This window comes from Mesorhizobium sp. ORM8.1, assembly GCF_053005525.2.
In genome coordinates this window covers 1,502,472-1,522,184 of sequence record NZ_CM132600.1, presented here as the reverse complement: position 1 = coordinate 1,522,184, position 19,713 = coordinate 1,502,472, and the positions used below count along the sequence as shown (strand labels likewise).

At 61.8% G+C, this 19,713-nt stretch carries 23 protein-coding genes; 11 read left to right on the top strand and 12 right to left on the bottom strand.

Annotated features, from left to right (window positions below; genetic code table 11):
• The first annotated feature begins 2 nt into the window (after positions 1–2).
• The 7 genes from ACVDG8_RS08095 to ACVDG8_RS08065 all read left to right on the top strand — a co-directional run bounded on the left by ACVDG8_RS08095 (position 3) and on the right by ACVDG8_RS08065 (position 5,829).
• Positions 3–323, top strand: a complete 321-nt coding sequence (locus tag ACVDG8_RS08095) for a hypothetical protein (protein ID WP_447254245.1) — start codon at positions 3–5, stop codon at positions 321–323.
• Positions 324–338: 15 nt separating this feature from the next.
• Positions 339–1,406, top strand: coding sequence for a cytochrome c oxidase subunit II (gene coxB, locus ACVDG8_RS08090; protein WP_447254244.1), 1,068 nt, complete (start codon positions 339–341; stop codon positions 1,404–1,406).
• Positions 1,403–3,334: a cytochrome c oxidase subunit I gene (ctaD, locus tag ACVDG8_RS08085; protein WP_447254243.1), complete on the top strand. Its 1,932-nt coding sequence runs from the start codon at positions 1,403–1,405 to the stop codon at positions 3,332–3,334. The genes coxB and ctaD overlap by 4 nt, the downstream gene beginning before the upstream one ends.
• Positions 3,331–3,933 carry a cytochrome c oxidase subunit 3 gene (locus ACVDG8_RS08080; protein ID WP_447254242.1) on the top strand — a complete coding sequence of 201 codons (603 nt, stop codon included), beginning with the start codon at positions 3,331–3,333 and terminating at the stop codon, positions 3,931–3,933. The genes ctaD and ACVDG8_RS08080 overlap by 4 nt, the downstream gene beginning before the upstream one ends.
• A 1-nt stretch (position 3,934) precedes the next feature.
• Positions 3,935–4,276 (top strand): hypothetical protein, encoded by a 342-nt coding sequence (locus ACVDG8_RS08075; RefSeq protein WP_447254241.1) that lies wholly within the window; start codon positions 3,935–3,937, stop codon positions 4,274–4,276.
• Positions 4,273–5,163 (top strand): cytochrome c oxidase assembly protein, encoded by an 891-nt coding sequence (locus tag ACVDG8_RS08070; RefSeq protein ID WP_447254240.1) that lies wholly within the window; start codon positions 4,273–4,275, stop codon positions 5,161–5,163. Before ACVDG8_RS08075 ends, ACVDG8_RS08070 begins: the two co-directional genes overlap by 4 nt.
• A gap of 90 nt (positions 5,164–5,253) precedes the next feature.
• Positions 5,254–5,829: a c-type cytochrome gene (locus ACVDG8_RS08065; RefSeq protein WP_447254239.1), complete on the top strand. Its 576-nt coding sequence runs from the start codon at positions 5,254–5,256 to the stop codon at positions 5,827–5,829.
• On the opposite strand, the gene ACVDG8_RS08060 is transcribed toward ACVDG8_RS08065, so the two are convergent.
• Entirely contained in the window at positions 5,814–6,893 is a 1,080-nt protein-coding gene (locus tag ACVDG8_RS08060; RefSeq protein ID WP_455707625.1) for a c-type cytochrome, read from the bottom strand. The genes ACVDG8_RS08065 and ACVDG8_RS08060 overlap by 16 nt on opposite strands.
• A 180-nt stretch (positions 6,894–7,073) precedes the next feature.
• Here ACVDG8_RS08060 and ACVDG8_RS08055 point away from each other — a divergent pair, with 180 nt between their 5' ends.
• A complete protein-coding gene (locus ACVDG8_RS08055; protein WP_455707624.1) occupies positions 7,074–7,301 on the top strand; it encodes a hypothetical protein in 228 nt (75 codons plus the stop codon).
• 45 nt (positions 7,302–7,346) lie between these two features.
• Here ACVDG8_RS08055 and ACVDG8_RS08050 read toward each other — a convergent pair whose 3' ends face one another.
• Entirely contained in the window at positions 7,347–9,680 is a 2,334-nt protein-coding gene (locus tag ACVDG8_RS08050; protein WP_447254237.1) for an FdhF/YdeP family oxidoreductase, read from the bottom strand.
• Positions 9,681–9,988: 308 nt separating this feature from the next.
• On the opposite strand from ACVDG8_RS08050, the gene ACVDG8_RS08045 reads away from it, so the two are divergent.
• Complete coding sequence (locus ACVDG8_RS08045) at positions 9,989–10,291, top strand: hypothetical protein (RefSeq protein WP_447254236.1); 303 nt, start codon at positions 9,989–9,991, stop codon at positions 10,289–10,291.
• Between the two features lie 13 nt (positions 10,292–10,304).
• Here the strand turns inward: ACVDG8_RS08045 and ACVDG8_RS08040 are convergent, their stop codons facing one another.
• Positions 10,305–10,868 carry a DUF1003 domain-containing protein gene (locus tag ACVDG8_RS08040; RefSeq protein ID WP_447254235.1) on the bottom strand — a complete coding sequence of 188 codons (564 nt, stop codon included), beginning with the start codon at positions 10,866–10,868 and terminating at the stop codon, positions 10,305–10,307.
• A gap of 247 nt (positions 10,869–11,115) precedes the next feature.
• Between ACVDG8_RS08040 and ACVDG8_RS08035 the strand changes: the two genes are divergently transcribed.
• A complete protein-coding gene (locus ACVDG8_RS08035; protein WP_447254234.1) occupies positions 11,116–11,676 on the top strand; it encodes a sigma-70 family RNA polymerase sigma factor in 561 nt (186 codons plus the stop codon).
• A gap of 6 nt (positions 11,677–11,682) precedes the next feature.
• Here ACVDG8_RS08035 and ACVDG8_RS08030 read toward each other — a convergent pair whose 3' ends face one another.
• The 4 genes from ACVDG8_RS08030 to ACVDG8_RS08015 form a co-directional block, all read right to left on the bottom strand.
• Positions 11,683–11,859: a hypothetical protein gene (locus tag ACVDG8_RS08030; RefSeq protein WP_447254233.1), complete on the bottom strand. Its 177-nt coding sequence runs from the start codon at positions 11,857–11,859 to the stop codon at positions 11,683–11,685.
• 443 nt (positions 11,860–12,302) lie between these two features.
• Positions 12,303–13,256 (bottom strand): class I SAM-dependent methyltransferase, encoded by a 954-nt coding sequence (locus ACVDG8_RS08025; RefSeq protein ID WP_447254232.1) that lies wholly within the window; start codon positions 13,254–13,256, stop codon positions 12,303–12,305.
• A complete protein-coding gene (locus tag ACVDG8_RS08020; protein WP_447254231.1) occupies positions 13,217–14,209 on the bottom strand; it encodes a GNAT family N-acetyltransferase in 993 nt (330 codons plus the stop codon). Before ACVDG8_RS08020 ends, ACVDG8_RS08025 begins: the two co-directional genes overlap by 40 nt.
• Positions 14,206–14,742: a glycosyltransferase gene (locus ACVDG8_RS08015; protein WP_455707623.1), complete on the bottom strand. Its 537-nt coding sequence runs from the start codon at positions 14,740–14,742 to the stop codon at positions 14,206–14,208. Before ACVDG8_RS08015 ends, ACVDG8_RS08020 begins: the two co-directional genes overlap by 4 nt.
• 182 nt (positions 14,743–14,924) lie before the next feature.
• Between ACVDG8_RS08015 and ACVDG8_RS08010 the strand changes: the two genes are divergently transcribed.
• Positions 14,925–15,275, top strand: a complete 351-nt coding sequence (locus ACVDG8_RS08010; protein WP_455707622.1) for a hypothetical protein — start codon at positions 14,925–14,927, stop codon at positions 15,273–15,275.
• On the opposite strand, the gene ACVDG8_RS08005 is transcribed toward ACVDG8_RS08010, so the two are convergent.
• The 5 genes from ACVDG8_RS08005 to ACVDG8_RS07985 are packed head-to-tail and all read right to left on the bottom strand — an operon-like array spanning position 15,266 to position 19,711.
• Positions 15,266–16,111 carry a PIG-L deacetylase family protein gene (locus tag ACVDG8_RS08005; RefSeq protein ID WP_455707621.1) on the bottom strand — a complete coding sequence of 282 codons (846 nt, stop codon included), beginning with the start codon at positions 16,109–16,111 and terminating at the stop codon, positions 15,266–15,268. The genes ACVDG8_RS08010 and ACVDG8_RS08005 overlap by 10 nt on opposite strands.
• A 7-nt stretch (positions 16,112–16,118) precedes the next feature.
• Positions 16,119–17,051, bottom strand: a complete 933-nt coding sequence (locus ACVDG8_RS08000) for a beta-xylosidase (RefSeq protein ID WP_447254227.1) — start codon at positions 17,049–17,051, stop codon at positions 16,119–16,121.
• Complete coding sequence (locus ACVDG8_RS07995) at positions 17,044–17,805, bottom strand: TIGR04290 family methyltransferase (protein ID WP_447254226.1); 762 nt, start codon at positions 17,803–17,805, stop codon at positions 17,044–17,046. Before ACVDG8_RS07995 ends, ACVDG8_RS08000 begins: the two co-directional genes overlap by 8 nt.
• A 2-nt stretch (positions 17,806–17,807) precedes the next feature.
• Complete coding sequence (locus tag ACVDG8_RS07990) at positions 17,808–18,611, bottom strand: nucleotidyltransferase family protein (protein WP_447254225.1); 804 nt, start codon at positions 18,609–18,611, stop codon at positions 17,808–17,810.
• The gene (locus tag ACVDG8_RS07985; RefSeq protein ID WP_447254224.1) at positions 18,611–19,711 is read right to left on the bottom strand and encodes a CgeB family protein; all 1,101 of its coding nucleotides are present in this window, start codon (positions 19,709–19,711) and stop codon (positions 18,611–18,613) included. Before ACVDG8_RS07985 ends, ACVDG8_RS07990 begins: the two co-directional genes overlap by 1 nt.
• Positions 19,712–19,713 lie beyond the last annotated feature (2 nt).

Below are 19,713 nucleotides of genomic sequence, written 5' to 3'. Positions count from 1 at the left end.
ACATGGCTGAGATCAATCTCGAACTTCTGGTCGGCCAACGGCTGCTGGCGCGCGACGGCGAAACGGTCGGCTATATCGAGGCAATCCGTGCCGAGCAGGATGGAGACGATCTTGTCGTTACCGAATTCCATGTCGGAGCCTATGCAGCCTTGGAACGGCTTTCGGCGCTGAGAATGGGCGTTGCGGTGCTTGACCTGTTCCGGTTGCGGCGTCCTTACGGTGGTTACCGAATTCCTTGGGATAAGCTCGATATCTCCGACCCCCGAAAACCGAGGCTTCTTTGCTCAAGGCAGGAATTGGCGCCGCTGCAGCCAGGATCATGATCGGAGCGACCTAGCATGGGAAGTTTTTCGATCGGGGCTGCGACGATTCCTATCCGTCCGTTGGGACAGCCCCGCGCTTTTGGTGTGGCTCTCGCGGCGCTGTCGCTTGCCGGGTGCAGCGAGTGGCAATCCGTCCTGCATCCGCACGGCACCGGTGCGCGAACGACCCTCGATCTGATCTGGCTTTTTACCGGCGTCTGTATCGCTGTTTGGGGGCTGGTCATGGTAGCCCTCGGACTGGCGCTCCTGCGCCGCCGGCCGAACCGACGGACCGGAGAGCAGCAGCTTCTTGCTCTTGATCGGCAACGCGAGCGAAACAGCTTTCGCATCGTCGTGACAGCCGTAACGGCGACGCTTGTCATCCTCATTGGCTTGACCCTTGCCAGTTTCCTGACCGGAAAATCCAATGCGGCCCTTACCGGCAGCGAGGCTCTCACGATCCGCGTCACAGGCCATCAGTGGTGGTGGGAGGCGCGTTATCCCGGTCCCGACGGCGTGTCGACCGTCGTCACCGCCAACGAGATCCATGTGCCGGTCGGCGAGCCGGTCAAGATCGAGCTCTATTCCGCCGATGTGATCCACAGCTTCTGGGTGCCGAGCCTGTCCGGCAAGCGCGATCTCATTCCGGGCCGCCCGAGCGCGCTGACGCTTCAGGTCGACAAGGTCGGCACCTATCGTGGGCAGTGCGCCGAGTTCTGCGGCTATCAGCATGCCCATATGGCCATGACGGTCGTGGCCGAAAGCCGCCCGTCCTTTGGGGCCTGGCTCGCGCATCAGGGCCTGGGTGCCGTCAGCCCGGTAGGCGAGGAGGTGCAGCGTGGGCAGGTCGCCTTTCTCGGCACGGGCTGCGCGCTTTGTCATACGATCGAGGGCACGCCGGCGGCAGGGACCGTCGGGCCGGACCTGACGCACCTGGCAGGGCGGAGTTCCCTGGCCGCCGACACCTTGCCGATGACGCGCGGCGCACTCGCCGCCTGGATTGCCGATCCGCAAGCGATCAAACCGGGCGCCAAGATGCCTGGCATCGCTCTTAGCGCCGACGATCTCAATGCGGTCGTCGCCTATCTGGAGAGCCTGAAGTGACCGCCATCGAATCCGCAAACAGCGAAAGCGGCCTCAAAGGACTGCGCGACACCGGCATCGACGATGCAATACTGCACGCGCAATTGTCCGAGACCTGGAAAACCCAGCGCGGGTTTTATGGCTGGCTTTCGACCGTAGACCACAAGCGGATCGGACATCGCTATATCGTAACGGCGTTTATCTTCCTCGTCCTGGCCGGACTGGCGGCGTTGGTAATGCGGTTGCAGCTGGCGTCGCCGGAGGCGGGGCATGTCGGCCCCGATCTCTACAACCAGCTTTTCACTATGCATGGCACGACCATGATGTTTCTCTTCGCCGTTCCGGTCATGGAGGCATTCGCCGTCTATCTGGTGCCGCTGATGATCGGCACGCGCAACGTCGCCTTTCCGCGGCTCAATGCGTTCAGCTATTGGGTCTATCTTTCGGGCGGGCTGATGATCTGGGTTGCCTTCGCACTCGACACCGGCGCTGACGCGGGCTGGTTCTCCTACGTGCCGCTCGCTGGTCCGGACTACGGCATCGGCAAGCGTCCCGATTTCTGGGCGCAGATGGTGACCTATACCGAAGTGTCGGCTCTTGCCGTTGCCGTCGAGATCATCGCCACTGTGTTCAAGCAGCGCGCCGCCGGCATGACGCTGGACCGCATGCCGCTCTATGTCTGGTCGGCCCTGGTCATGGCCTTTATCATCCTCTTCGCCATGCCGGCCGTAATGGTCTCCAGCACGATGCTTATCCTCGACCGGCTGGTGGGAACGCAGTTCTTCAACCCGGCGGCCGGCGGCGATGCGCTGCTGTGGCAGCATCTGTTCTGGTTCTTCGGCCATCCGGAAGTCTACATCATCTTCATTCCGGCCACCGGCTTCGTCTCGGCCATCCTGCCGGTCTTCGTCCGCCGGCCGGTGTTCGGCTATCTCGGCATCGTAGTGTCACTGATCGCGATCGGCTTTTTGTCCTTCGGGCTGTGGGTGCACCATATGTTCGCAACCGGTCTGCCGCAGCTCGGCGAGAGTTTTTTCACCGCATCCTCGATGATGATCGCCATACCGAGCGGCGTCCAGATCTTCTGCTGGATCGCGACGATCTGGGGTGGACGACCTGTCTTCGCGACACCGTTCCTGTTTGTCCTCGGTTTCATTGTCGTCTTCGTTATCGGCGGCCTGACGGGCGTCATGGTCGCCTCTGTGCCGCTCGACCTTCAGGTGCATGATACCTATTTCGTCGTTGCGCACTTCCACTACGTGCTGGTCGGCGGCGCCGTGTTTCCGCTGCTCGGGGCCGTCTACTACTGGTTCCCCAAGATCACCGGACGCATGCTCTCCGAGCGGCTTGGCCGCTGGAATTTCTGGCTGCTCTTCGTCGGCTTCAACGCCACTTTCTTCCCGATGCACATCCTTGGGCTGCAGGGAATGCCGCGCCGGGTCTACACTTATCCGCTTGAGAGCGGCTGGGGCGGCACAAACCTGTTCGTCAGCCTCTCCAGCCTCGTCCTTGCCGCCGGCTTCGGCCTGCTCCTGCTGAACGTCGTCCTGAGCATCCGCAACGGGCGTATGGCCGGCGACAACCCCTGGGGCGCAGGCACGCTGGAATGGGCGACAACATCGCCGCCGCCGGCTTACGATTTCCTGCGCATTCCGGCCGTCAATCATCGTGAGCCGATCTGGGCCGATCCCCAGGTGCTGACGGTGGTCGAAGGTCTGCGCGTCGATGCGCGCGAGGTGATCGCAAGCACGGTTGCCGATGCGGTGCCGCAGATCCGCGAACCGTCGGCGGACAACTCCATTTGGCCGTTTCTCGCTGCAATCGCCGTCGGCGTGGCCTTTCTTGCTTCCATCTATACGCCTTGGGCAGTCGTCTGGGGTTCCCTGCCGGTCACCGTGACGCTGATCGGCTGGTTCTGGCCGAAAGGCGTTCCGGAGGACCAGGAATGAGACAGCGCGCAATTGCCGATGTCAGCCGACTGCCGACCTATGATTTCGGCGCCGGCAGCCCGATGTGGTGGGGAACGTTGGCCTTTATCGCGCTCGAGGCGACCGGCTTCGCGCTGGCGATCGGTGCCTATTTCTATCTGGCGTCAGTCAATCCGCACTGGCCGATCGCGGCGCCGTCTCCCGATCTGTTTCCAGGCACCGCCATCTTGATCGTCCTCATACTCAGCGTCGTTCCCAACCACATGGTCGAGGTGTGGGCACGCAAGCAGGATATTGCGAAGGTGCGCATCGGCATAGTCGTGATGTCGATTGCCGGCCTGCTACCGCTGGTGTTGCGCATCTGGGAATTCTCGGCGTTGGAGATACGCTGGGACCAGAATGCCTACGGCTCGATGGTGTGGTTCATGATCGGATTGCACACCACGCATCTGCTCACCGACGTCGGTGACACCATCGTGCTTGCGGCCTTGATGGTTACCGAGAAGGGCAAGACCGGCCGGCGTTTCAGCGATGTGTCAGACAACGCTTTCTATTGGGATTTCGTGGTCGTCTCCTGGGCGGTGCTTTATCTGGTCATCTACTGGTTTCCGAGGATGTGACATGCGCACGATCCGCAGTAGTGTCTGCTGGGCGGGACTTGCAGCCAGCCCACTTGCCTGGGCGGGCTCACTGCAGTTCGACTACTCAGCCGCACACTGGCAGTGCCTTTCCGGCCGGCCGCTTGCGCTGTTGATCTCTCTGGCTGGAATCCTGTTCGGCATGGCCGGCTCGCTTCTCTCCTGGCGTGCCCTGAGTGATGAGGGCCATGGAATGGCGCCGCCGCTTACATTGCGCACACGCCGCTTCGTCGCCCGCGCATCGCTCGGCATCGGCGCAATTTTCATCCTTGCCATGGTGCTGCAAGTCGCCGCCGGGCTGATTTTCACCGGGTGCGAGCTGTGAACGCTGCTTGGGGTGCCGTTCTGTCGGGGTTGTCCACCGGCGTCGGCCATTGCTTCGGCGGCCCGGTGTATTTCGGCTGGACCTTCGCTGTTCCCGTCATTTTGCCGCTCGTCGCAACGGCGTTGCTCTACGGTCTGGGCGTTCGTCGGCTGTGGCGACGGGCGGGCATCGGTCACGGAGTGACCACAAACCAGGTCGCCTGCTTCACCGCCGGCTGGCTGGTGCTCGCTTTTGCGCTGGTTTCGCCACTCCATCAGGCGAGCCAGACGGTGTTCGCCGCCCATATGATCGAGCATGAGCTGATGATGGCAATAGCCGCGCCGCTTATCGTGCTTGCCCGCCCGCTCGGGCCGATGCTTTGGGCCCTGCCTCTTAATTGGCGCAGGCGCTTGGGAGCGATATCCAAAGGCCGCTGGTTTGCCAACCTCTGGGGCGAACTGACGACCCCATTCATTGCCACCCTGGTTCACGGATTGGCAATATGGGCCTGGCACGCGCCGCCGCTGTTCGACGCTGCTCTCACGCAACCGCCGACGCATTGGGCGCAGCATTTCTCCTTCCTCTTTTCCGGCATCCTGTTCTGGTGGTCTATGTTCTTCAGCCCGGCCAGCCGAAAGGGCTACGGGCTGGCAATATGCGATCTGTTCGTCACAGCGGGTCACAGCGGGCTTCTTGGCGCATTGCTGCTGTTCTCCCGTCATGTCTGGTTTCCTATGCAGGGCATCGGTTCGCTGGCCTGGAATCTCACGCCTGTGGAAGACCAGCAGCTTGCCGGGCTGATCATGTGGATCCCGGCGGGAATGGTCTATGTCGGCGCGGCCCTGGTTCTGGCCGGATTGTGGATATCGGCGCCGCGTCGGCCAAGGCCGTTTGCGCATGATGCCTGATTTTTTCCGTGACGACTGTTGACCTGTGCCGATGAACATATGGAACCCCGCGGCCAGCCGCGCTTTCTCTAAATAACATCCAGGCTTGGTATGTCGGCCATGGTCCTTAAACAGCGCCCAGATGACTCGCCCGCGCGTAGCGACGTCGTGTGGCGCATCCTGCTGGGGCTTCTCTTTCTTGCCGGTCTTTTTTTCGTCCTGCCGCGGACCAAGCAACGCAAGGCTCTCGCCTCTCAGGCACTCGATTGGTCCACCATCTCAGAACCACGGCTTGCGTCGTGGATTGCAGCTATCGTTGTCGCCGCGGCTGTCGTGGCCGCCGGCTATGTGGTGAAGGACTGGAATGCGAATTTTATGCAAGAGGCGCAAATCGAGCAGCAGACCGGCGGCGACGCCTCGCGGGCTATCCCAGCAATGATCAGCAATGGCTGCGGCGGATGCCATGAAATTCCCGGCGTCCCAGGCGCCAGAGGAACGGTCGGGCCGTCGCTCGAAGGCGTCGGCCGGCGCTTCTATATCGGCGGCAAGGCGCGCACCTCGACAGATGCGATGATCCGCTGGATAGGCCATGCCCGGGATGTCGATCCCGGAACGGCGATGCCGAATACCGATCTTTCGCCGCAGGATGCGCGCGACATCGCAGCTTATCTCTACGCACGGACATGAGGCGGGAATATCCTTCTGATCCGCCGCCAGATGAGCAGCCACGCAAGCACGACCAGGCACCCGGCGCAGGCGAGAAAGAACGCCTGGGTGGACAGCACCATTAAGGTCTCCGAAGTTTGCGCTCCGGCGCGCATCTGATGGACGTCGGCGGCTGCGACGCGGACTTGCGAATTGCCGAACCGCGTGAATACATAATTGGCGAGATTTGTCACCTCAGCGTCGTCGAGCCAGTTTCCGAACGCCGCCATGGATCGACGCCCCGCAACATCACCCGCCTGAACGCCATAGAGGATCGTCATGATGACGTTTTCGGATGACCCTGCTCCGGTTGTCGTATTGTTGACGAGGGAGGGGTAAATGCCGTCGGCTGATCCTTTGCCGTCGCGTCCATGGCAACCCGCGCAAAGCGAAGCATAGAGGCCCGCTGCCTCGGAGTTCGTCTCGCCTTGCAGAGGCTCTTGCCCGTCGAGGGCTGTCGCCGGCGAAGCGATGCCGCTCCAATGGAAACGCGGTTCGGTCTCGTCGCCGGGTTGCGCCGGCACATCGCGCAGGTAGGCGACGATGGCGCGGATGTCTTCGTCTTGCAAATGGCTGAGACTGTTGGTCACCGTCTCCGCCATCGGCCCGCCGGCAATGCCTTTTCCTGGCTGGTCGCCGGTCCGCAGAAAACGGAAGAGTTCGTCGTCACTCCAGCCGCCGATGCCGGCGGTGCGATCGGACGTGATGTTGAACGCCTGCCAGATGCCGGCCGAACCGCCGGCAAGCTTCTTGCTCGCGTCCATGCCGAGCGTCAGGTTGCGCGGCGTGTGGCAGGCGCCGCAATGGCCGAGAACTTCGACAAGATAGGTCCCGCGATTCCACTGATCGCTGCGGGAGCGATCCGCAATGAAGGCGCCGCCGCGCAGGTTTGCAATCTTCCAGAATTTCAGCAGAGGACGCTGACTGAATGGAAAGGGGAGGGTGATCCTGGGTCGAGGTTGAGCGATCGGCGGCTGTGCAAACAGATAGGCCTTGATTGCCAGGACGTCCGTCCGGTTCATGTGCGCGAAGCTGTCATAGGGCATCGCGGGATAAAGATCGGCGCCATCGCGCCTGATGCCCTCCGTCAACGCGCGGACGAACTCGTCATCCGAATAAAGTCCGATCCCGGTGTCGGGATCCGGAGTGATGTTGGTGGAATAGATTTCGCCGAAAGGTGTCGGCACTCGATAGCCGCCGGCGAGCGGCCGGCTAGGCTCGGAGGTGTGACAGCCGATGCAATCGGCGGCCCGGGCAAGGTATTCGCCGCGGCCGACGTCCGAAGCCCAAAGTGGCCTGATGCCGACAAAAAGCAACAGCGTGAGCAAGGCAAGGCCACCGATTGTGCCTCTAAAAAGTCGCCGGTTGAGCCGCAAATGCATTTTGAGAACCCGAATGAGCGGGCTCAATTCAACCCGCATCGACGATGTATGTTCCTCAACCGTCAGGCTTGAGACCGCCTAGCTTCGCGATTGCCTTAGCGTCGGGCTTATTCCGACCTAGATGCGATCAGCCCGGCGTTGCTCTGCTTGGCGTGCCGCCAGCCGGACCGGAACGGACTTGGCGGCGGGGACGTGCGCCTTCTCGGCCCGATGCCACAATGGAATCAGGGGGTTGAGTTCGGGATAATAGCCGGCACAGTTTCCAGACGGGATCGAATAGGGCGTCACCCTTAGCCCGCGAACGCGCCGCTCGACACCATCGTCGGCGGCCGTTTCCAAGTCGACTTCGTCGCCTTCGGACAGTCCGAACCTTGCAATGTCCCGCTCGTTCATCAGCAGCACCATCCGGGTTCCGTTGATGCCGCGCAGGCGGTCGCGGTAGCCGTACACCGTCGTGTTGAACTGGTCGTTCGAGCGGATCGTTATCAATGTCAACACGTCCGGCTTGGAGACATTGATATCGGGATCGGTTTCCAGCATCGTCGGCGGCTTGAAATTGGCCTTCTTGTTCGGTGTCTCCCACACGCGTTTCGATGCTTTGATGTCGCGATGGAAGCCGCCGGGCGTCAGGAAGCGTTTGTTGAAGTCCTTGAAATGAGCAGGGTAGCAGCGCTCGATTTCGTCCCTGATCCGCGAATAGTCCGTAACCCAGTCATCCCAAGGTACAGAGCTCCGGTCCGCCACGGTTGCTTTCGCCAGTTCCGCCACGATCTTCGGCTCTGAAAGCAGACGCGGCCCGGCCGGCTGGCGATAGCCGAAGGAGCCGTGAATACACGCGGTTGAGTCCTCCATCGAGACATGCTGCTCGCCGCTTGCCTGAACATCCCTTTCAATCCGCGACAGGCAGGGCAGCAGATAGGTGACTGCTCCAGGCAGGAGATGGCTGCGGTTGAGTTTCGTCGCGATCTCGACATGCACCCTGAGGTGTCGCCATGCCTCTTCGACCAGCCCGGTTTCGGGCACGGCGCGAACGAAATTGCCGCCAAGCCCGATAAAGGCTTTGACCGAGCCGTCGATCACGCCTTCGCACGTCTCGACCGTGTCGCGGCCTTTCTCGCGCGGCGGCTCGAAATGGTAGAACTCGGCAAGCTTGTCGAGCGGAACGAGTTCAGGCTTTTCCGAGATTCCGACTGTGCGCTGGCCCTGGACATTGGAGTGGCCACGCAAAGGCGACACGCCGGCGCCCGGCTTGCCGATGTTCCCACGCATGAGCAGCAGATTGCACAGCATATGGACGTTTTCCGTGCCGTGCCGGTGCTGCGTCAGGCCCATGCCGTAGTTCCCGATGACTGCCGTGGCCTTTGAATAGATCTCGCCGACATGCTCCAGATCGGCGCGCGTGATGCCGGATCGCTCGACGATCTTGTCCCATGGCGTGCGGCGCAGATAGGCCTCGAATTCATCGAAGCCATGCGTGTGCTCGGCAATGAACGCGGTGTCGAGGACGCGCTGAGCGCCAGCTTGCAACGCGGCATCGTCCAGCGCCAGCACGGCCTTGGCGATGCCCGTCATGGCGGCGATGTCGCCGCCGCCGCGAACCTGGTAGAAATCGCTGGACATCTTGGTGCCGGGGCCGGGCGATAGCATCTCGACCGGGCTTTGCGGGTTCTTGAACCGTTTGAGCCCTCGCTCCGGCAGCGGATTGAAGGTTATGACCGGCACGCCGCGCTGGCGCGCCTCTTCGATTGGATGCAGCAGCCTGGGCGCGGTCACGCCGGTGTTGTGTCCGAAAAAGAACATCATGTCGCAATGCTCGAAGTCCTCGATCTGCACGGTCCCCACCGGGGAACCGATGGATTCCGGCAACCCGACAGATGTCGATTCGTGGCACATGTTGGAAGAGTCCGGCAGATTGCTCGAACCATAGATCCGAGCAAAAAGCTGGTACATGAACGAGGCTTCGAGCGAGGCGCGGCCGGAAGTGTAGAACACCACCGATTTTGGGTCGAGCTTTCTAAGTTCGTCGCCGATATCGCGGAACGCTGTTTCCCACGAGACCGGCTCATATTTGTCGGTGACTTCATTGTAGCGCATCGGTTCGACAAGCCGGCCTTGTTTCTCGAGATCATGGTCCGGCCAGTCGAGCAACGCGTTGACCGGGTGCATGGCAAAGAACTCCGGGCCGCAGCGGTGCTTGGTCTGGTCCCAGATCGTCGCTTTGGCGCCATTTTCACAAAACTCGAATGGACGCGGATCGGCGGGCTTCGCCCATGAGCATGAAACGCACATGTAGCCGTCGGATTTGTTCTGGCGCATCAGCGTGCTCCAGATGCCCGAGACAAGCAGGCCCTCGCCGCTTGCCTTGCGTATTAGCGATTTGAGCGATCCCCAGCCGCCGGTGGGACGATTGTACGGATGGATGTCGACGTGGTCGGTGACGGAGGGTTTCATCGCGATGCCCTGGGCAGTTGGAGTTGCTATCCAACCCGCGATTTGAAGCCTTGTTCCCTGGTAGGGATTCTGTTTCCACTGGATCGCGGGTTTTGTGAGTAGCAGGGTCGGCACGGCGTTACGCAGGCCATCGGTCCCTTCACGGAGCCTGAGCGGTGGCGCGAACAAAGCACCTACATTTCGCTGTTGTCGATAATCCCGCCCTTTCCGGAGGAGAAGTTGCTCGCTGTTTTTTCAAGGAGACCTCAGTCTGTCCGGCCTGTTGCTGCCGAACGCGAAATCATCGGTCTGTTGGCGACAACGGTGCCATGAGCAGTCCGTTCGTCGGTGGCCATCTTCATCCGCCTTGGCCCGGAACGTTCGACAAGTCTCCTGGTTCGGATGCCGATGGAGCAAGGATCGAGAACATCATGAAAACGATATTTTTGACGCTTTTTGCGGCGAGGTTGCTTGCCGGTTGTGACAACAGCGATCCCAATTCGTCCGGGACCGACACGATAAACAGCCAACCGGTCGACCAGAATCCGCAGGTGGACAAAGACCCCACCGCTAAGACCTCGACAGCCGGAGACCAGCAGGGGGCACAGCCGGCGCAACCTGCGAACCCCTGAAGCGAGTTGCGGTTCACGAAGCCTCTGGATCGATCTCCTCGATCTTGTCCAAAATGGTTTCCGGCGCGACATCCCGCGCCAGTTCCGGGACTTCGTGGTCCACCTCGGTTTCGACGCCGAGATGCTTGGCTATGGCCGACACTATGTTGACCACTCGGGTGATTTCATGCTCCGCCAAGAGATTGGTCTGAAGGTCAAGTTCCGCGCGCCGGCGGGCGGCGCGATCCATTCTGTTCTGGCTGATCATGACGAAGGTCGACAGGAAGATCGCTTCGACCGACGCGATCATCGCCAGCACCACGAGCGAAGGATCCCATGGCGCGATACCAAGCGCGCCTAAATTCCCCAGGATCCATGCACCGAAGATCAGCATATGAATATATATCGAGGCCATGCTGCCCGCAAAGCCGGTGACGGCGTCGGCTATTCGATCCTGGAGGGAGGCATTTCCTTCTTCATCCCTTCGCCGTTCCGTCAAGGCGTGCAGATTGCGCTCGAGCGCGGGTGAGAGACCGCTCGGCTGCGGCGGGGGGACCGTTGTTTCATATCTTGAAGCGTCGACACGTTGCGAGCCCATGGCAGTCTCCTGAGCGGTGTCCGAACTGCCGCTGCTGCGATTGGTTCCGACCGGAAAACGCTCCGAGCGCTATCGGTTTTTCATCGCGGACCTGGTGTTCGCTTTGTGCTGAGACAGGCAAGCATCGTCACTTTGAAATGAGTTCGCTCCGGGAAGGAACGTTCCCGATTTTCGCGCATTCCTCGTCATCTGCATTGATCAACTTGCTCTTGCTGGGGCCTGAACATTGTTACCCAGAGACCGTGCCATGGCGACCCACGAAGCGGACAGCCTTTCCATCGTCGATCTCATTCCGGCCTTGCGCGCTTTCGCGCGTACGTTCTGCCGCGTGCCGGCCGATGCTGATGACCTGGTGCAGGAAACCTTGACCAAGGGCCTTGCAAATCTCGACAAATTCGAGCCGGGCACGCGCATGAAGTCCTGGCTCTTCACCATCATGCGCAACACCCACTATACCCGCATCAGGGCTGCGGCGCGCGAAGCGCCCGGCCTGCTCGACTGCGCCTCCGGCCGGCCTGTTTCGGAAGCCTCGCAGGACTGGTCCGTTCAGAGCAGGGAAGTTCACCAGGCGATCCAGAAGCTGCCGGCACACCAGCGCGAGGTTCTCATGCTGATTGGCGTGCTTGGCGTCAGCTATGAGGAGACTGCCGAGATTTGCGGCTGCGCGGTCGGAACCGTGAAAAGCCGGCTGAACCGCGCGCGAGTGGGCGTGTTGGAATTTTTGGGAGAGACGTCATCGCAAGCGGTGGTGGAGAGACGTCATCCGCTGGCCGAGGATCACAGGGATTCGGCAGCTGGCGGAGGCTAACCAACGTCAGTTCGTGGTCTCTTGCCGCCGTTTCTGGATCAACGCATTCTGCAATTCGATGGCAAGTTGCGTCAGGCGATCAGGAACCTTTTCCTGCTCGATAGCGCTCAACAATGTTGCAATCTCGCTATCCATGCCCAAGGAGGCTTGGGAGGCGAGGTTACGCGGGGCCGTGCGAGACATTGTATTTCTCTTAACAAATGGTAGCCTTCACGCCACTCACCACAGACGGCCGGATTTTGCAAATGCGCTCTCGGTGATAGCGCCGATCCGTTCCCAGTCTACACAACATTCTGGCGGGAATTCGTGATTTTCCGCCGAGCAACTCGAGCGGCTGCATTCAGCCGCTGCAGCATCAATCTTCCGGAATCTGGTCGGCTGCATGGTCCTGTTATAGATCGGACTTAGTCCGATTGCCGTCCAGGCCGCGCTGTTGCGTGTGCTGCGTTTTATCCGTGTTGGACAGGATGTCATTTTCTCCAACCATATGGTTGGGAAAATTGGTTGCAGCTCCGGTTCCCGAGCCTTTGCCCTGGCTGCCGCGGCCGAGGTGCTTCTTTGTCGCCGGATGCCATGTTCCGTCTCCTGGTTCCGCAATCGACTCGGCCCAAACTGCGCCTTGCCTTTTATGTTCCACCGATGCGCCGAAGTAAAAACGCCGCCCCGTCCCAGCGGCTGAACGGCATTTCGACATCGAGGATAAGCTGCATTCCGCATGCGCGGGCGCGGCGCTTGACGTCGGCATGATCGAGAGCCGGTGAACCGCGATACGAGTAGTTCAGAATCGCCGTCAGTCCCCCTGCCTTTAAAACCCGCCCTATCTCCACAAAATGCCGCTCGTCCACGCCGGCGAGCACCAGATAGGGAAAGCTGTCCACCGCCAGTACGCAGTCGAAACTTGCATCGGCGAAATAAGCCAGATCGAAGCCCGTGGCCCGGTGAAAATCCACGTTGGCAATCCCGGCGCACCGCCGGCGCGCGATGGCGATCATGTTCGACGATATGTCGATGCCGACGATGCGGTTCGCCTTGCTGTGCAACGCGCTTTCGAAACGGCCTATGCCGCAGCCGATATCCAGAATGTCCTTGTCTTGACCAGTCAGACCTTGCCGCTCGAGCCAGTCGACGATCTCGTCCGTGGTCGTCGCCAATTTTTCCTCATCGCCAAGCGAGGAAAGCTGCACGCTGGCGGCCGGGGAAACGGCCGAAGCCCGGTCGAAGCCGACGGCCAAACGGCTGACGATTGTCGCAGGCGCCTCATCGCTGCCGCGGTCATGGCAAACTGAAGATGCCGTCGCGCGAAGCGCCTCGAAGACCTGCGGATGATCGGCAAGCAGGCCGGCGACCTGTCGCAGCCATGCTCGTTGGCGAATGTCACGGGCGCATAGGCTCAGCGTAACGTCGGCCAGGTCGTCCGGATCGATTTCCGAGCCGATCTCCAAGGCCAATCTGGCGAGAGCGACCTCGGCGGGGAGCGCTTGCAGAAGACATTCTTCGAGCACGCGCAAAGCAGCCATGCGTGGCGATCGTGCGACCGTGCTCACGACGTCTGGCGCGTCCAGATCTTTTGCATCGTCCATCGATCCAGCGCTCCCCAAGCATATTTGTAGCTTTCGCGACCGCGTAGAAAGTCGAATTCGCGCGCGCCCTCGCGGGTCGCGCCGATGATGGCATTGCCGATCAGAATCGCGCCCGGACTTTCCTCTGTATAAGCGGGGTCGAAGCCGCCGAGATAAGCGTAGGCGCGGCCGCGATGGTGAAAACCGTAATAGGCGCCGACAACGGCGTCGCCGATTTTCATTGTCCAGCACCGCGCCAGGCCGTTTGCGGTAAGGCGAGGCAAGGCATCGCGGTGGAATCCAACGACGGTTGGGTCCGCCAGCACGCCGTCGCCTTGTCCGGCCCAGCGGGCGCCGTGCAGGCGGACAAGCTCATCGAGGAATAGTTCGGGATCGCTTTGCGCCGGGGCGATCACGACGCGGCCTCGTTGCTGCGCCGCCCTATGGGCGCGGCGCAGCTGGCGCCGTCTTCTGGCGGGTACCGAGCCGCTCAGCGTTTCATCGCCGTCCAGAGTGAGCACGGGACAGACGGCATGACCGGCATGCCGTTCCTCGTGCGTGCCAGCCATTGCCAGGGGCAAGGCAATGGCCTCGACGGGAAGATCGGGCAGGATCCATTGCGACCAGTCGAGCGAGAGCGCCGCCTTCGCGATTGCCGGACCGACATGCTGCTCCCCGCCGGGCGCGCACAGAATGTCGAGATAGTCGCTCAGCGAGATTCCAATCGGCAGCAGGCGCGCTCCGAGAGCATGCCGTTCGATGTAAAGCGGCGCCAGACCAATGAGGTCGTCGCCGCTCCACATAGCAATCGCCGCGAGATCGCCCGGCGCGAACGCACGCCACCACGGCAGCAGCCAGGCAGGAGACTGGAAGGGCGTCGCCGAGGCGCTTTGCGACCAGAGCCGCCACCAGCTGGATTCGATGCGCTCGAATGCGTCTCGGTCGCGAATGATTTCCGTGCGTGGATCGTTCACGTGGCGGCCCCATGCCCCGGTCCTCGCGCGCCGAGCTTGGCCAATTCGCGATAGGCGTCCATGTAGGACGACACCATGCGATCGAGCGAAAAGCGGCGACGCGCCTCGGCCCGGCAGGTCTCGTTGTCGAGTTCAGCCGAGGCGACGATCGCCTTCGCCATTTCGTCGATATCGTCGACGAGAAAACCGGTCTTGCCGTGTTCGACGACATCGGACAGGGCACCATTGGGAAAGGCAACGACCGGCGTGCCGCAAGCCAGCGCTTCCATGGCGACGAGCGAACTCGTCTCCGCCGCAAGGCTAGGCACCACGAGACAGCGGGCGGCGTTGAGAAGACGTCGCTTGGCGCAGAAGCCGAGTGGCCCAAGGAAACGCCGACGCCTGTCGAGGCGAGGACAGACCTCTTCGTCGAAATACTGGATATGCGTCTGATACGGATAAAGCCGTCCGCCGACGGCCAGCGGGACCTCCGCTCGGCTGGCGGCTTGCAGCGCAAGATGTATGCCTTTTTCCGGACAGATGCGACTGAGCACGAGCGCGAAGTTGCGCCGAGATCAAGCTTGCCAAGCGCGTCGATATCGACGCCGTTCGGGATCGGCGCTTTAAGCCGCGATCCCGCCGGCGCGGTTCTGTGCTGCGCTTCCGAGACCGTATGCAGCCACAAATCCTCTCGCGACGGTCGGAGTACCCCGGCCGGGTACCAACTGAGCGGCAAATGCAGCGTCACCAACGTTGCGCCGTCCTCGGGCAAATAGGCGTCGAAGTCGATGCCGTGCAGGTGAACGACGTCGATGGGCCAGAGTGCCCGCGCCTTGGCTATCGCCCTGCGCTGCGCGTGCTGGGCGCGGCTCTTGGCCGCTTCGTCGAGCGTGCCCTCCTCGGCCGGTATCTCGACCAGTGTGCCGGCGGCGCTAGACCCCTCGCAACCGATAACGATCGAGCGGTGTCCTTCTCGAACCAAAGCGTGGTCGAGCATCGAAAGCACCTGCTCGGCGCCGCCAACCGCATCGGGCCCGACAGGCGCCAGCGGGTAAGCGACGTTGAGGACGGTCAGGGTCATGGCTGATCGAACCCGAGCTTCTGGTGGGCGACAGCGACTGCGCTCAACCACGCGGCAGGATCGAAACTTATGGGCAGCGACTGATAGTAGAGCCTGCCTTCGTTCGGTAGTGCGTGAAAGTCGTAGGCTGGTGCCAGCCGGAAGCGCTCGGTCGGCTCAAGGAAGGGTGCGAGCGTCCGCTGTTGCGTCTTGTGGCAGGCCAGCATCTTTTGCTTCAGTTGAAAGTCCGGTTCGCTCAAATCGATTTCGATGCAATCGGCCGCGCAACCGCCGGCGAAGTTCTGAAAGACTGGCCCTTGCGGTCCGGCGGAATAAAACGCCATCTCTATGATGTACGGCGCCTGGCGCCGGTCCCGTCGCAGCAGACGGCATGCGCCGTGGACGGCGAACGCTGTGGCATCATGGTCGGGATGCCCCCCTTCGAAAGGGTGCGTGCAAATAAAGCGCGTCTCGGCATCGGCGAGAATATGAGCCAGCGCCTGCGTAAGCTCGGCAAGATACGCCGCGGCTTGCGCATCCGGAAAGCCAAGATCGATCAAATTATCGGATGGCAAGCCTGCCGCCAAAAATGCGGCCTCTAGTTCCAGGCGGCGGGCGCGAGCATATCCTTGCCATGTCTCAAAGCCATGGGCTTGCGCGTCCGTGAGGTCTCGCGGCGCTCCATCGGTGACATGAACGATTTGACAGGCCGGCAGTGCGGCGAGATGGCCACCGACACCGATCGTCTCGTCATCCGGGTGCGCGACGACGATCATGAGCCCAGCACCGCGCGAGCCGTCGCCGCCATTCAGCACTGCGGTAAATTCGTCCAGTACATGCGAGGACTGATCGAAAGCAAGCATGACTGTCTCATGCGGCCGAAGCACGGGGCATCCGCGCCGCGGCCGCAGCTAACCCCGGCGCATAACGGCGGATCATGGTGGCGCAGAATTCGGCGAACTCCTCAGGCACTTGCGGCGGGCTGGTATGGTGCGGTTGCAGGCCGCGATGCTCCGGCGTGAAGCAGAACGTGACGGTGACGTCGAAGTCGGCAAGCGTCGCCATTTGCCGGTCGAACCAGTCGAGTGCGTTCGGCCTGAAACTGTCCGCCCAGGAAAGGCCGGTTCGCAAGCTGGTGACGCCGAGGCGTTTCATCCAGGCAACGGCGTCATCCAGGCGAGGGTCCTCGAAATGAAACCACTGCACCAGCCCCAACTGCGGGGTGTAACGCACGAACTCTTCAAGCGCCGGCTTCGGCGTGCCATCCTCGCGCAGCAGGCCCATGTAGAAGTGGCGGTAATAGGAAGAGCCCTCTGCCTCGCGGTGGCGGGTCGTGGCACCCCACGCGCGCGGCAGATCGTAGAGGCTATACCATTGGATGCGGGGGGCGTTGTCGAGCAGCAATTCGGCCGTCCGGCGCAGGCCCCAGAGCTGGACTTCCTCGGCGCCGAAAGTCGAAACACCGACTTCGCTCACCCAAATTGGCAGGTCGGTAACAGCCGCGATCTCGCCGAGCTTCTGCGGCCATTCGTGGATCTGCCAAAGGTTCCAGTCGAGCGGGAAGCCGTGCACGGCGACGGCGTCGACATGGTCGAGCACGCCGAACTCCTTCATCCGGGTCATGAAACCGGCATCGATCGGCGAGATGCCGCCCAGGACCTTGGTGAGGGCGGTGTTCTCGCGGGCGATCGCATCGGCTGCCAGGATTGCCATGTCGGCGAAGCGGCTCCAGTCCGGGTCGAGCTCAGGATCCCAATGGGATTTGTTGTTGGGCTCGTTCCAGATCATCGCGGCCTCAATCATGGGTTCGTCCTTTCGCGGGATAGACGGCGCCGCCTCCGGCCGGCTCGCCGGCGGCACGGCAGAAAAACACCTCGTCTTCCGGGTGCTGCAGGATTTCGAAGCCAGCGCTTCGCAGCATCGCTTCGGTGCAGGAGCGGTTAGGGATCCACCAATTGGTCGGATCGTCGGCGTAGCGGTGCTCAATGAAATGCAGTTTCGGGAAGGCGGCGCGATCGAACAGGTCGCGCGTCCAGAAATGGTAATTCTCTTCGAGCGGAAGAGCCTCGCTGCTGCCACGTTGCATGGACTGGAAAACCATCAGGTCGCCGGCGACATGCTGGCGGATCAGATCGAGCGCCAGCAACGGATGGCGCAGATGGTAGAGCACCCCCATGAACAGCACGATGTCGAAGGTCTCTCTCAGCGCCCCTACGTCGTATACCGAGAGTTGGCGGAACTCGATCTCGCAGTCCGCGATCTCGGAGGCAAAGCGTGCTTGCGCCAGATAGGCCTCATCGAAGTCGATACCGAGCACGCGGTCGGCGCCACGCCTTTTCATCTCGATGGAGTAGAATCCGGCATTGCAGCCGATGTCGAGCACGGATTTGCCTGACAGATCGGCCGGAATGGCGTCGGCGAATTTGCGCCACTTGATCAGGGGGTAGTTGCCGAGGAAATGGTTGGGCGCGGTTTCGACGCCGGCCAGTTCCATGTTGTGGAACCAAGGCCCCAGCTCATCAATGCGAGCCCGTATCTCGGCATTGGAATGCAGCATGGCTAGCCTCCTTCGCCCGGAAAAGATGGGACGCCTGACCGCTCCTGAGGCAAGTGCGTCAGCATCATCTCCTCATCCGGCGTTACGTTGTTCTCGAGCAGTCGCAGAGCCGTGCGGTAGCCATTGAAGGTTCCGACGTCGACATAGGCGCTGCCGGCCTTGACCGCGGAGGCTTCGCCGCCGGCAGCGAGAAAGGCGTTGACCAAGGTGCCGAAATATTCGTCACGGCGTTCCCGTTCGCGCCAAAGCGCGGCGAGTTGATGGAAGAAATGGCCCGGCATCTTGAATGCGCCCCAGATCCAATTCGTCGCGGCGTCGCGCTGCTTGACCTGGATCTCTTTCACGCGGCCGTTCTGGTCGGTCACGACGGCATCGAAAAGCTCCGGCCGCTCCACCGGAAACAACAGGAACGACAGCTCGTCGTCGGGCAGGTGGCAGAAACCGTCTTCGGGAAACCAGATGGTGTCGGGCAACCCGATCAGTACCGTCTCGTCGGGTGCCACCAGCGGCGCGGCGCGAAACATTGCGTCGCAAAGGCCGACGGGCGAGGGCTGGGTCACGAAGATCGCGGCCGCGCTCTCGTAGCCGGCTGCGTAATATTCGAGGATGTCCGATTTGCCCGCACCAATGACAAAACAGATCTTGTCGACGCCGTTGCGTACCATGCGCCGCACCAGATATTCGCTCACTGCGCAAGGACGTTCGGTCTGCCCATCCATCCGGCTGCCGACGGGCAGCAGCTCCTTCGAAAAACCGAGCGGCTGAATACGGCTGCCGCGTCCGGCCGCAGGCACGATGCCCAACATCACACAGCTTCCTTCATCGGTTCGTTTGCGGAAGCTCTCAAGGCGTCGTTCAGCAACCGGTCCAGTTGCGCCGCCCGCAAGGCCGACGTGTGCTCGCTGAGAACGCGTTCGCGAGCCCGGGCGCGAATGCGCCGGAGTTCGTCAGCCGAGAGGCTGAGCGCCGCGACCACGTCATCGGTGGAATTGGCGAGCAGGATTTCGCTTCCCGGTTCGAAGAAGCTGCTCAGGCCGGGCCAATCATCCGAGACGATCGCTGCCCCGCAGGCCGCTGCTTCGAACAATCGGCCCGAAGGGCACCAGCCTGTCCGCGCCATCGCCTCACGGGTGACGTTCAGCGTCAGGCGCGACGAGCAGAAGAAGGCAGGGTGATCGGCGGGCGGCAGGTGCCTGACGAAGAAAATATTCTCGTTCCAGGGGAATTCCTGCGGATATTGCGCGCCGCCAATGATGAAGCGCTGGTCGGGCAACCGGGCGGCGGGGGCGACCAGAAGTCTTTCAACCCCGGCCTGACGATCCGCCGCATAGGTTCCGAGATAAGACAGATCGGCAGCAAACTCGGCTCTTGGCTGAGCGGGACGATGCCGGTCCGGATCGACGTGGCCATAGAGGGGCAGGACACGGCGCGCGCCCAACGTCTTTTTCAGGGCATCGAGCGCCGGTCCTCCGGTGTAGCTCAGCACCAGATCGAAATCGCGCAGCCCTTCGGGGCCGAAGTAGGGCGGGTAATCGCTTAGCTCGATCCTTGCCAGCGTCACCGGCGTGTCGAGATCGTAAAACACCTTCAGCCCGCGACAGCTTTGCTGCGCCAGCAACGAGGCCGCGACGGCATCGGGACAGTAGGAGGTGACGATGACGACGTCGGCGTGCTGGATTTCGACTTCCGCAGCATGGCGGATATCCTCCCAATCCGGGTAGAGCACGATGTTGCCGCCATCGAGATGGTCGAGATCCCTGGCACCCGCGTAATAGGGCGTATCGTGCTCGAAAAAACTGATAGACCAACCGAGCCGCGCCAGCGAACGAATGAGCCCACGCCACAGCGTGGCGTGCCCATTTCCCCAGGAAGAGGTGACGGTGAGACCGAAAATGACCATACGCATTC

Bases quoted from the DNA above. Each gene is read 5' to 3' on its own strand.
- ACVDG8_RS07990 (WP_447254225.1), bottom strand. From the start codon at position 18,611: ATGTTGGGCATCGTGCCTGCGGCCGGACGCGGCAGCCGTATTCAGCCG.
- ACVDG8_RS08095 (WP_447254245.1), top strand. From the start codon at position 3: ATGGCTGAGATCAATCTCGAACTTCTGGTCGGCCAACGGCTGCTGGCG.
- ACVDG8_RS08000 (WP_447254227.1), bottom strand. From the start codon at position 17,051: ATGATTGAGGCCGCGATGATCTGGAACGAGCCCAACAACAAATCCCAT.
- ACVDG8_RS07995 (WP_447254226.1), bottom strand. From the start codon at position 17,805: ATGCTGCATTCCAATGCCGAGATACGGGCTCGCATTGATGAGCTGGGG.
- ACVDG8_RS08035 (WP_447254234.1), top strand. From the start codon at position 11,116: ATGGCGACCCACGAAGCGGACAGCCTTTCCATCGTCGATCTCATTCCG.
- ACVDG8_RS08065 (WP_447254239.1), top strand. From the start codon at position 5,254: ATGTCGGCCATGGTCCTTAAACAGCGCCCAGATGACTCGCCCGCGCGT.
- ACVDG8_RS08045 (WP_447254236.1), top strand. From the start codon at position 9,989: ATGAGCAGTCCGTTCGTCGGTGGCCATCTTCATCCGCCTTGGCCCGGA.
- ACVDG8_RS08040 (WP_447254235.1), bottom strand. From the start codon at position 10,868: ATGGGCTCGCAACGTGTCGACGCTTCAAGATATGAAACAACGGTCCCC.
- ACVDG8_RS08075 (WP_447254241.1), top strand. From the start codon at position 3,935: ATGCGCACGATCCGCAGTAGTGTCTGCTGGGCGGGACTTGCAGCCAGC.
- ACVDG8_RS08050 (WP_447254237.1), bottom strand. From the start codon at position 9,680: ATGAAACCCTCCGTCACCGACCACGTCGACATCCATCCGTACAATCGT.
- ACVDG8_RS08060 (WP_455707625.1), bottom strand. From the start codon at position 6,893: ATGCCCTATGACAGCTTCGCGCACATGAACCGGACGGACGTCCTGGCA.
- ACVDG8_RS08080 (WP_447254242.1), top strand. From the start codon at position 3,331: ATGAGACAGCGCGCAATTGCCGATGTCAGCCGACTGCCGACCTATGAT.
- ACVDG8_RS08010 (WP_455707622.1), top strand. From the start codon at position 14,925: ATGCAGCGTCACCAACGTTGCGCCGTCCTCGGGCAAATAGGCGTCGAA.
- coxB (WP_447254244.1), top strand. From the start codon at position 339: ATGGGAAGTTTTTCGATCGGGGCTGCGACGATTCCTATCCGTCCGTTG.
- ACVDG8_RS08030 (WP_447254233.1), bottom strand. From the start codon at position 11,859: ATGTCTCGCACGGCCCCGCGTAACCTCGCCTCCCAAGCCTCCTTGGGC.
- ACVDG8_RS07985 (WP_447254224.1), bottom strand. From the start codon at position 19,711: ATGCGTATGGTCATTTTCGGTCTCACCGTCACCTCTTCCTGGGGAAAT.
- ACVDG8_RS08005 (WP_455707621.1), bottom strand. From the start codon at position 16,111: ATGCTTGCTTTCGATCAGTCCTCGCATGTACTGGACGAATTTACCGCA.
- ACVDG8_RS08025 (WP_447254232.1), bottom strand. From the start codon at position 13,256: ATGGACGATGCAAAAGATCTGGACGCGCCAGACGTCGTGAGCACGGTC.